The following is an 8,947-nucleotide window of genomic DNA, read 5'->3' as shown; positions in this document are numbered from 1 at the left end:
CCGAGCCGCCCTAGCCTCTCGCAGAAGATCGCCGAAGGAGGCCTGTCCGTCCCGCCTACTGGAAATCCTGCGGCACCTCGCCGTAGCGCGCCAGCACCACCGGCGCGTCAAAGTCGCCGAACTCCGGCTCGCCTGTCACCGAGAACACAACCACGCCGTCCGCCGCGTCGGAGGCCTTAAGACCCCGCAAGCGCGCCTGGTCTGGTGTCTTGAACGGTTGCGGCTGACTGGCCACGAGCCGCCTGCCCTGCTTCTTGAAGGTTTGAACGAAGTGCGACGTCTCTGCCATTGTTACTCTCCACTGTTGAAATCCTGATGCGACGGCCGAGGCCGCCGTCATCGATGCACTTGCTGCACTTGAACCGAGCCCAGTAATCCTGGCCGGCATCATTCGGAGCTTTCCAGCGGCGGCCGTGGCCGCAATCCCGACATTCAACCCACACAACCGACACCGCGCGCCCCGCCGCTTTGTTCTTCTTATGTTCTAATAAGGGACTCAGGTCCAAGCTGGAGTCGAGTCATTGATTCGATCGACCACCAAAATAAATCGCTACACTACGTATTGACTTTATCGCTACGTCATGTAGCGTCTCTCCCTATCAGATACGGGGAGAGCGAGCGATGCCGAAGCCAATCCTGCCCGCGAATATCGAAACGCGGACCGAAGATCAGATCGACGCTCACCTCCTTCTCGCGTCAGGGCTGGTCACCGACCCGGACACGCACTGCATCCGCATCCGGAATTCTGCCGGCTACATGGTCGCGCAGATCCACCAGTACAGCAACGGCTGCGGTCCGGTGCGTGGCGACGCTGATATCTATGCGCGCCTGTTTGCAAACGCTCCGGGGATCCTGGCTGCGCTGAAGGAGTGCGCGCTGCAAATCGCGCAGACCCGGAATCGATCCCTGACTGCGAGCGAACAATCCGCGCTCGACAATGCGCGGACCGTGATCACCGCAGTTGAGGGCGCCGCCTGATGTCCGCTCCCCTCTCCCAGTCTGAGCCGCGAGGTCGTTGCTCGATCGAGCCGAGGCGCTTCAACGGCGCCAACAAGTGGCTGCCGATACTCGACGGCGTCCCCGCTGAGGGCCGCGACCACGAGGACGCTTGCCTCGATTTTCCGGACGACGCCATTGCAGTCGCCTGCCGGCTGTCTCGGATGCATGGGAGGGCGATGTGATGCGCGAGCCTATCGATATCAACATCTACGACTCGCACATCGGCATCTGGCAGGACAATGCACAGGATGCGTCGTTCCGATCCGACGTGTATGCGGCGCTGATCCGCACCATGCGCGCGCGGGGCTGGTCGATAAAGCTAGATCCCCGCATCCACCGTAGCCAACGCTGCATCAGTCCGAATCATCGCGAAGGCGCGCGCGGCACGCTCCGCTGCGAAATCGAGATCACCGGCCGCGTTGTGAAGGTCGAATTCTGGTCAACCACGGCGCCACAGATCAATCGCAACGGCCGGCGCTACGACTACGACAAGATGCGTCGCATGAGCCATATCGACAGCCTGCGCGTCGAGTTAGAGTTCCGCCGCATCACGCGGTGGCTTGAAACGCTGGCGCCGGTCAAGGTGAAGCGCTCGCCCGACCGCGATATGCCTGCCATGCAACGCATCGAGGCGAGATACGCGGAAAGCTGGCACAAAGACAAGGCGCTGGGCCGTCCGACATGGAGCAGCGACGGCCAACGCAAATCCGCCGACGGTGCGCTCTTGGAGCACGGACAGATCGCGTGGCTGACCGACTACAAGGGCCGCATCATTCGCGGCACCGCCTACTACAACCTGAATAACATGTGGTGGGCCGTTGCTGGCGGCGAGCTTTTCAACCGTGGGAGCCACGAGTTCTACACCCAGGCTCCGCCCGATCTGCTCACCAAGCGGAACGATCGCGCCCGGCGCAGCCGGCTTGAGGCTGAGCTGTCAGTAGCGGTGCAGCGCATGGACTTCCGGCGAGCGCAGACGCTCAAGACCATCCTGTTCGGCGAAGCGCCGACCTTCATGATCTGGGCACGCGACCATCAGGCCTACTACCGCTCGCAATACGCCGGCTACGCGAGCGACAGCCTGCACGCCGGGAAATACACCCGCGCCGAAGCTGAGGCCGAATGCCGGCGCGTGCCGCGCGAACTGGAGATGGTTTGCCCCGACGGCAGCCACGTCCGTTTCGACCGAAAGGCTGCGTGATGCCTCACCCGGGCGAAATCAGACTTGAGAAGCTCGCCGCCGGCAAATGCAACGCTGTGTCGCGACCGGCTGCGCTCGGGGTCGGCATCCGCTGGTGGCCGAAGGTTGGCCCTGAGATCGTCGTTGCCGACGTGCCAGAGGACGGCTTCGCGACCAAGCCCGAGGCCGTCGCAGCAGCCAGGATCGCCAAGGAATTTGCCAACGACATTCGAGCCCAGGCCAATGGAGAAGCTCCATGAACGCCCTCACCCACTTCGACGTCGACGCGACTCGCAATCCCATCGTCCAGTTGACCGATACCAACGAAGCCATGGCGGATAGCCGGGACGTGGCGGCGTATTTCGGGAAGCGCCACGCCGACGTGATCCGGGCCGTCCGGTTCCTGCATTGCACCCCGACTTTCCGACAACGCAATTTTGCGTCCATTAATATCAAGGAGTTAAGCGGCGCTGAGGTAATTTCGCATTACCGGATGACCAAGAATGGGTTTTCGTTCGTGGTGCTTGGCTTCACCGGCGAGCAGGCCGGGATCTACAAAGAGCGATACGTCGAGGCCTTCGACGTCATGGAGGCCGAGTTGCGCCGGCGGCGCGAGGCGGTGCCACTGGTGCCCGCAATGCCGGGATCCTACGCCGCGGCACTGCGCGAGCTCGCCGCCTCCGTCGAAGTAGTCGAACGCCACCAAGCCCAGATCGCCACCCTGGCGCCGAAGGCCGAGTTCGTCGATCGCTTCGTCGAGGCCGGCGGTCGCTACGGGCTGCAGAACGCCGGTCGCGCGCTCGGCTGCCGCCCGAACAAGTTCATCGATTGGCTAAAAGCGGCCGGCTTCATCTTCTACGCCGACGGCTCGCTCGTTCCGCGCCAGCAGTACCTGCAGGCCGGGATATTCGAGGTCAAGAACACCGTGGGCGGCGACGACAAGGTCCACACCCAGAGTTTCGTGACGCCGAAGGGCATCAGCTACTTCGCTGCACGCATCCCATCGCACATCAAAAGTCACCAGCCCGTCCCGGCTCCCGCCGAGACAGCAATGATCACGCATTGAGTGGAGGGAAGATATGCGCATCCACCTTCAAGCATACGCAGGATCCCTGCCCTCGTTGGTCGCACTCGGATTGTTCGGCGCGATGATGTTCGTCGTCTGCGCAATAGCGTCGGGAGCGTAGCGCCATGTCCGATATTCAAAAGGCGATCGACCTTATCGACGAAATCGACGTCATGCCGTTTGGCAAGGTCGCCGCAGCGCTAGATCGGGTCCAGGTGCACCTGACGACAGCTCGCCGCAAGTACGAGCCCGAGCCGAGCGCCCTGCGCCCGCTCACCCCGGAGCGGCACAACGGGTCTCACCGGAGAGTTTCGTAATGGGCGGAATGTCTCAACTAGCACTGGATCAACGCGAGGCCGAGGCTGCTCGCTCCGGCGAGCGTGCCGATGCGCGGAGAGAATTTCTGGAGAGCGACCACGCACCACGCCAGATTCGAACCGCGGCACCCGAGTCGAAGCACGCAACACATTTTGTTGCAACGTGGCCATTTCCAGCAAGAGGTCGATCATGACGCATTTTACCGTGTCCGAACTCGCGTTCGGCAGCCGCGGAGACCCTAAAGAATCGGTCTGCATATTGGCCGACGTCCGCGACCAGTCGCGGCCCGCATCAGTTCAGGTCTATTCCTACGGCAAAGAGAAGATCATCAACCTGCCTCGCTCAATCATGACGGTCCACACGCCTCGGGCCACGCATTGGTGGGCCGTATCGATACCGCGATGGCTCGTGGACAAGGAGGGTTTGTGGGGCGGAGAGCCAGCAGCCGACCCCGGCGACGCAGAGCGTATAGCCGCCAGCCGCATCATCAAGTTTGAAAACAGGGACGTAATGCGACCGGGCGACCGAACGCACAGTGGCGGCTCGATGGGCCGCATGTCGAACGCGGGATCGTAAGCGTGGCCCCTCATCTCGCATCATCAAACGAAGTGCGGCGCATCATCCGGGACGAGTCCGGATCGATCGACCGGGCGGCGACCGTCGAACAGATGGCGCTAACACTGGTCGCCGGCGTTGAGGGCGGCCTCAACACCGCAAACACGATGGACGTAGCCGAGTGCCTGACGCGCGCTCCGGAGGAATACCAGGCCCAGACAATCAACAACCACGTTGATGAAGCCCTGGCCCTCGCAAAAACGATGCTCGACGCGATGGAAGAAAACCGCTTCCGGCGTCAGATGGCCGCCCTCAATGTGGAGATGAGCAAGCCATGAACGCGCTGGCATCGAGGATATTGGAGCGCTTGGCGGCGACCAATCAAAATCCGTCGGAGGTGTCACTGGCCGCCGGACTGAACCGATCCGCGATCAGAGACATCATCGCAAACGAGGCAAACCCGCGCATCGACACGATCAAGAAGTTGGTCGGGCCGCTCCAGTGCAGCCTTGAATATCTCACGGGAACAGAAAATTTGGCATCGACCGGCACCCCGCCCCAAACACAAGACGTCGACGTCGCAGCGTCTACAGTGTTGGCCGTGGCCGCCTCTCAGTGGCAGTCGGTACCAACACCCGATCAGATCATAAGAGCGCTCGCAGCCGGCGGCTTCGCCATTGTCCCAGCCGGGGTGCGGTCCGGGGATCTCTCTGAGACGCTGAGGACGTTGAGTGACGGCGAGAGTATCTTAGAGTTGGGACCGCGCATTGCGGCGATCCGTAAAGATCAAGGTCTCACACAAGAGGAATTTTCCGAGAAGCTCGGATGTCACGGGGTCACGGTTTCGAAGCTCGAAAATAATAAGATCGACGTCACGGTAGAATGGCTGCTGCGAATTGCAGACGCTCTTGATGTGGATGCATCGCAGCTGCTCTCGCCCCCGCTGGACGGAGACGCCATTCGAGCGGCACGCGAAGCGCTTGGGTGGTCACAGGAGCACCTCGCACAGACCGCCGACACAAACCAACAGACCGTCGATCGCATAGAGCGCGGGGCGACAAGGCACTCCAGAGCCTTGCCTGCAATACTGAGGTCGCTCAAAAACGGCGACGCTCAGGACATCACCGACAGCCCGCTGGCATATATCCATGACGTCATGAAGCGGCACAATGTCACTTCGACAGAACTGGCAAGGAAGGCCGGCATCGCCGCATCCACCATAAACAAACCGTTGAGGGATAAGGGCTCGAAAAACCTCTTCAACACCCGAACGCTGCAAAAGATTCGGGCGTGGGATCGGGCGGCCAGCGATTCTGCTTCGGAGGCATTATCATGAACGCGCTCGTTGTCATTGAAACCCTGACGCCCGCCATCTTCTCGGAAGAAGGCGGCATCGACGCCATGTTGGCAAAGCTGGAGGCGGACGTCCGCTCGGTTGTGACCGATATCAGCACCGCTGCGGGTCGGAAGGCGGTCGCCTCACTGGCCTACAAAGTAGCCCGGTCGCGCTCGGCTTTCGATGAAATGGGCAAGGATCTTGTTTCTGACTGGAAGAAACAGGCGAAGGCCGTCGACATGGAGCGCGCCCGCGTCCGGGACAGGCTGGAGGCGCTGCAGGCCGAAGTCCGCAAGCCGCTGGACGAATACGAGGCCGACGAAGCCAAGCGCATCGCCGACCATCAGAACACCGTGCAGGCCATCATCGACCTTGGCACGTTCTCCAATGACATGCCGTTGAGCGGCTACGTCGTCGACCGGCTGACTGCACTCGACGCTCTGCCCGATCGCGACTGGGAGGAGTTCAAGCAGAAGGCCGCCACCGCGCGCAGCGAGACGTTCGCCAAGCTCCAGGCTCTGAAGGGTGCGTCTTTGGCGCGCGAGGCCGAGGCCGCCGAATTGAACCGGCTCCGCGCCGTCGAAGCCGAACGTCTGCGACGGGAGCACGAGGAACGGATCTCGGTTGCCGCCGCAGAGGCCGCCACAAAACTTGCCGAGGAGCGCGCAGCGCAAGAGGCGAAGCGAATTGCCGATGAAGCGGCGGAGCGGGAGCGCCAAGCAGAGCAGGACAAGGCCGCCGCTATCGCGCGCGCCGAAAAAGCAGAACGCGACGCGGCAGACGCGGCAATAATGGCGGATCGGCGCCGCATTGATGATCACGAGCGTGCGCTTCGCAGCATTGAGGGGATGATCGCGGACGCATGCTCGCCATTCAACGGCAGTGAGTTGATCCAGCGCATCAGCAGCATGATCGACTCGATGCCGGAAATGGGGCGAGATTGGGAGGAGTTCGCAGACCGGTTCGCCGAGATGCTCGCCTCCGGAAAGCAGAGAATCGCAGATCGACTAACGGAGGTTCGCGGCGATGCTGTGCAGCGAGCTAGAGAAGTTGCCGAAAAGGCCGAGCGTGACGCCGCGGAAGCCGTAGCCAAAGCCGAGCGAGATCGCATAGCTGCCGCCGAGAAGGTGGAAGTAGATCGCCTAGCCGCTATCGAGGCCGAGCGCCAGCGGGTGGCCGACGTAGAGGCAGCCGAAGCCGCAGAGACAGCGCGCCGCGAAGCCGACCACGCGCACAAGAAGCAGATCAACACCGAGGCTCTAGCTGCACTGGTGGCTGCCGGACTGGGCGAGGCTGACGGTCTTCGGCTGGATGAGCGACGGCAAACCGTTGATCGAGCAATTTCGCGAGATGGAGCATGCGACCGAGCCGACCGAACACGGGAAGGCGCCGCTGTGACCGAACTGCGCCAGCGAGAACCCCGATTGCACGATGCGCAACACCTGGCGTTCGTCCGGGCGCAACCATGCTCGATCAAGTTCTGCCCGCGACCTTCTGAGGCCGCGCATATCCGCATGGCCTGTATTGCGATTGGCAAGGATCCCACCGGGATGGGCGAGAAGCCGCACGATAAGTGGACGGCGCCGCTGTGCGACTATCACCACCGCACCGGCACGCTGGCACAGCACAAGATGGGCGAGAAGGATTTTTGGGAGTTGATGGGCTTGAACCCATTCGCGATCGCGGCGCGGCTGTGGGTCGAATCCGGCGGGGCTGCGCGGGGGTTGCAGCCGGAACGGCCAAAGCGGGAGCGCAAGGTGCGCCCGCGCGATCCGTCGAAGCCGCGCCACAAAATACAGTCCAACCCGACCTTGCAATCGCGCAGGTTCGGCAGCCAGCACCGCCCTATCACCAATCGCAGGTTTCGGCCTGCGACCGGCTTTTCAGCGCCCGGCGGTGACGCATGAGCCGGACACGCAAGATTGAGGCTGGAGACATCACACCGGCGGAAGCTGGCGCGCAGATGGGCCTGTCACTGGCGCAGTTCAATCACTGCCTGCCCGGGCTCTTGGACCGCGGGTTTCCGCCGCCGGACCCGACTACCGGCAACTATGCACTAGACGCGATTTCGGTGTGGCGTCGGTCGCGGTTCCCTAAGATATTCCCGAACACGCCGATGCTGTCGGTCGTGCCGAAACCACGCGACGCTCGTGAAAAGCTGGGATCAAATGGGCACCGATAAGATCAGGTATCTGGTTTTCTCCAAAGGTCGTTGGCGGTGGCAGCCGACGAAGGCCATGCGCAAGCACGGCTTCGGGACGGTCAACCTGAGCCAGGGTGGGCCCGAGAAGGATTCCGCTGGCCGGCCGCGCCCGACCGATGCTGACAAGGCCAAGGCGCTTCGCTTGAACAGCGATTGGGACTCGGCGCGGCTCGGCCTGCCGCCACAGAAGCCCGCTGACGCGCCGGTGCGATATGCGCCGGGTAGCGTCGGCGACGGATATTACCGCGCCATGGCCATCCGCAGGGCCGCGCGGGCGCAGGCCAAGATTGTTTGGACGGTCGAACAGACCAAGCGAGACAGCTGGCCGAGGGCGTGGCGGTTCCTGGAACCCGAATTCGCCGACTGTGATCCCAAGACCATCGAGCCGGAGCACTTCATCCGTATTGACGAGAAGACCGGTGAACCGTTGGGCCTGATTCCGCGCATCGAACGCGAGGTTTCGGTCACAGAACGGCATCTGGTCATCAAAATCTGGCGCGCGCTTTGGAATCGCATGGTCGCGATGAAATATTGCGACGCGGGACAGGATCCATCCAAGGCGTTTGAGAATTCCGCGCCCGATCCGCGCCAGGTGACGTGGATGCGCCGCGAGGTTCTGAAGCTTGTGCAGATCGCTTGGCGCCACAACTTTCGCGGGCTTGCCGCATGCATGGCGGTAGCATGGGACAGCATGCTGTCGCCGATCGACGCCCGAAGCCTGACCCTTGGCCAGCTGCGATCTGACAGCACCGGTCTGTTGTTCGCGCTCGATCGGGCCAAAACCAACAAAGCGGCAGCGGCGACGCTGACGCCGTGGTCCCAGGCGCTGCTGCGGGAATACATCAACGGGTTCGGCGCAGAATTCTTAATGAATGCCCCGATCTTCCGAACCACCCCGACCTTGACCGTACCTGGCCGTGGCGGCCGTCCGCGGCCATCGGTGCCGTACACGAAAGATCGGCTGGTCAAAGATTTCGACAGGGTGCGCGAGCTGGCCTACGGCCCCGATGAAACCCGGCAGTTCTCGGATATGCGCCGCTCCGGCGCGGTCGAGGGGGATGCCGGCGGCGGTACTGTGGTCGACCAGGCAAACAAGATGGCCAACACGGTTAGCGCGAGCAACCGCCTGCGCAAAACCTATAACCCGGTGAACGTGCCAAGTGTCCGGCGCTTCGATGAAGCAAGGGCTGTGGGGGCACGGAATTTAGAACAGAACCTGTCCGAAAGTATTTCTGCAAATCCAATGGAAATACTTTTAAGGAACACCAAGAATTCGGAGCCATTGAAATGACT

11 protein-coding genes are annotated in these 8,947 nt (G+C 62.2%); 10 read left to right on the top strand and 1 reads right to left on the bottom strand.

From position 1 onward, the window contains the following. Positions 1 to 55 precede the first annotated feature (55 nt). A complete protein-coding gene (locus JWQ24_RS14075) occupies positions 56 to 289 on the bottom strand; it encodes a hypothetical protein (RefSeq protein WP_299808932.1) in 234 nt (77 codons plus the stop codon). Positions 290 to 621: 332 nt separating this feature from the next. On the opposite strand from JWQ24_RS14075, the gene JWQ24_RS14070 reads away from it, so the two are divergent. The 10 genes from JWQ24_RS14070 to JWQ24_RS14025 all read left to right on the top strand — a co-directional run bounded on the left by JWQ24_RS14070 (position 622) and on the right by JWQ24_RS14025 (position 8,945). After that, a complete protein-coding gene (locus JWQ24_RS14070; RefSeq protein WP_299808929.1) occupies positions 622 to 978 on the top strand; it encodes a hypothetical protein in 357 nt (118 codons plus the stop codon). Positions 979 to 1,180: 202 nt separating this feature from the next. After that, positions 1,181 to 2,197, top strand: a complete 1,017-nt coding sequence (locus JWQ24_RS14065) for a hypothetical protein (protein WP_299808926.1) — start codon at positions 1,181 to 1,183, stop codon at positions 2,195 to 2,197. Then, on the top strand, positions 2,197 to 2,436 hold the full coding sequence (locus tag JWQ24_RS14060) for a hypothetical protein (protein ID WP_299808923.1): 240 nt from the start codon (positions 2,197 to 2,199) through the stop codon (positions 2,434 to 2,436). The genes JWQ24_RS14065 and JWQ24_RS14060 overlap by 1 nt, the downstream gene beginning before the upstream one ends. Next, entirely contained in the window at positions 2,433 to 3,242 is an 810-nt protein-coding gene (locus tag JWQ24_RS14055; protein ID WP_299808920.1) for a phage regulatory protein/antirepressor Ant, read from the top strand. Before JWQ24_RS14060 ends, JWQ24_RS14055 begins: the two co-directional genes overlap by 4 nt. Before the next feature lie 125 nt (positions 3,243 to 3,367). After that, a complete protein-coding gene (locus tag JWQ24_RS14050; protein WP_299808917.1) occupies positions 3,368 to 3,559 on the top strand; it encodes a hypothetical protein in 192 nt (63 codons plus the stop codon). Between the two features lie 190 nt (positions 3,560 to 3,749). Beyond that, complete coding sequence (locus JWQ24_RS14045; RefSeq protein ID WP_299808914.1) at positions 3,750 to 4,136, top strand: hypothetical protein; 387 nt, start codon at positions 3,750 to 3,752, stop codon at positions 4,134 to 4,136. A gap of 2 nt (positions 4,137 to 4,138) precedes the next feature. Further along, entirely contained in the window at positions 4,139 to 4,453 is a 315-nt protein-coding gene (locus JWQ24_RS14040; protein ID WP_299808912.1) for a hypothetical protein, read from the top strand. Continuing rightward, complete coding sequence (locus JWQ24_RS14035) at positions 4,450 to 5,451, top strand: helix-turn-helix domain-containing protein (protein WP_299808909.1); 1,002 nt, start codon at positions 4,450 to 4,452, stop codon at positions 5,449 to 5,451. The genes JWQ24_RS14040 and JWQ24_RS14035 overlap by 4 nt, the downstream gene beginning before the upstream one ends. After that, positions 5,448 to 7,358: a hypothetical protein gene (locus JWQ24_RS14030; protein ID WP_299808906.1), complete on the top strand. Its 1,911-nt coding sequence runs from the start codon at positions 5,448 to 5,450 to the stop codon at positions 7,356 to 7,358. Before JWQ24_RS14035 ends, JWQ24_RS14030 begins: the two co-directional genes overlap by 4 nt. A 243-nt stretch (positions 7,359 to 7,601) precedes the next feature. After that, positions 7,602 to 8,945, top strand: coding sequence for a hypothetical protein (locus JWQ24_RS14025; protein ID WP_299808903.1), 1,344 nt, complete (start codon positions 7,602 to 7,604; stop codon positions 8,943 to 8,945). The last annotated feature ends 2 nt before the right edge of the window (positions 8,946 to 8,947 follow it).

The sequence above is a fragment of the Tardiphaga sp. genome, from assembly GCF_028290495.1.
Classification (GTDB): Bacteria; Pseudomonadota; Alphaproteobacteria; order Rhizobiales; family Xanthobacteraceae; genus Tardiphaga.
Note: the sequence above shows the minus strand (reverse complement) of the source record. Positions and strands in the feature narration are given on the sequence as shown.

What these genes read in the sequence shown, in the direction of transcription:
- JWQ24_RS14075 (WP_299808932.1), bottom strand. Translation starts at nt 289, where the DNA reads ATGGCAGAGACGTCGCACTTCGTTCAAACCTTCAAGAAGCAGGGCAGG.
- JWQ24_RS14070 (WP_299808929.1), top strand. Translation starts at nt 622, where the DNA reads ATGCCGAAGCCAATCCTGCCCGCGAATATCGAAACGCGGACCGAAGAT.
- JWQ24_RS14065 (WP_299808926.1), top strand. Translation starts at nt 1,181, where the DNA reads ATGCGCGAGCCTATCGATATCAACATCTACGACTCGCACATCGGCATC.
- JWQ24_RS14060 (WP_299808923.1), top strand. Translation starts at nt 2,197, where the DNA reads ATGCCTCACCCGGGCGAAATCAGACTTGAGAAGCTCGCCGCCGGCAAA.
- JWQ24_RS14055 (WP_299808920.1), top strand. Translation starts at nt 2,433, where the DNA reads ATGAACGCCCTCACCCACTTCGACGTCGACGCGACTCGCAATCCCATC.
- JWQ24_RS14050 (WP_299808917.1), top strand. Translation starts at nt 3,368, where the DNA reads ATGTCCGATATTCAAAAGGCGATCGACCTTATCGACGAAATCGACGTC.
- JWQ24_RS14045 (WP_299808914.1), top strand. Translation starts at nt 3,750, where the DNA reads ATGACGCATTTTACCGTGTCCGAACTCGCGTTCGGCAGCCGCGGAGAC.
- JWQ24_RS14035 (WP_299808909.1), top strand. Translation starts at nt 4,450, where the DNA reads ATGAACGCGCTGGCATCGAGGATATTGGAGCGCTTGGCGGCGACCAAT.
- JWQ24_RS14030 (WP_299808906.1), top strand. Translation starts at nt 5,448, where the DNA reads ATGAACGCGCTCGTTGTCATTGAAACCCTGACGCCCGCCATCTTCTCG.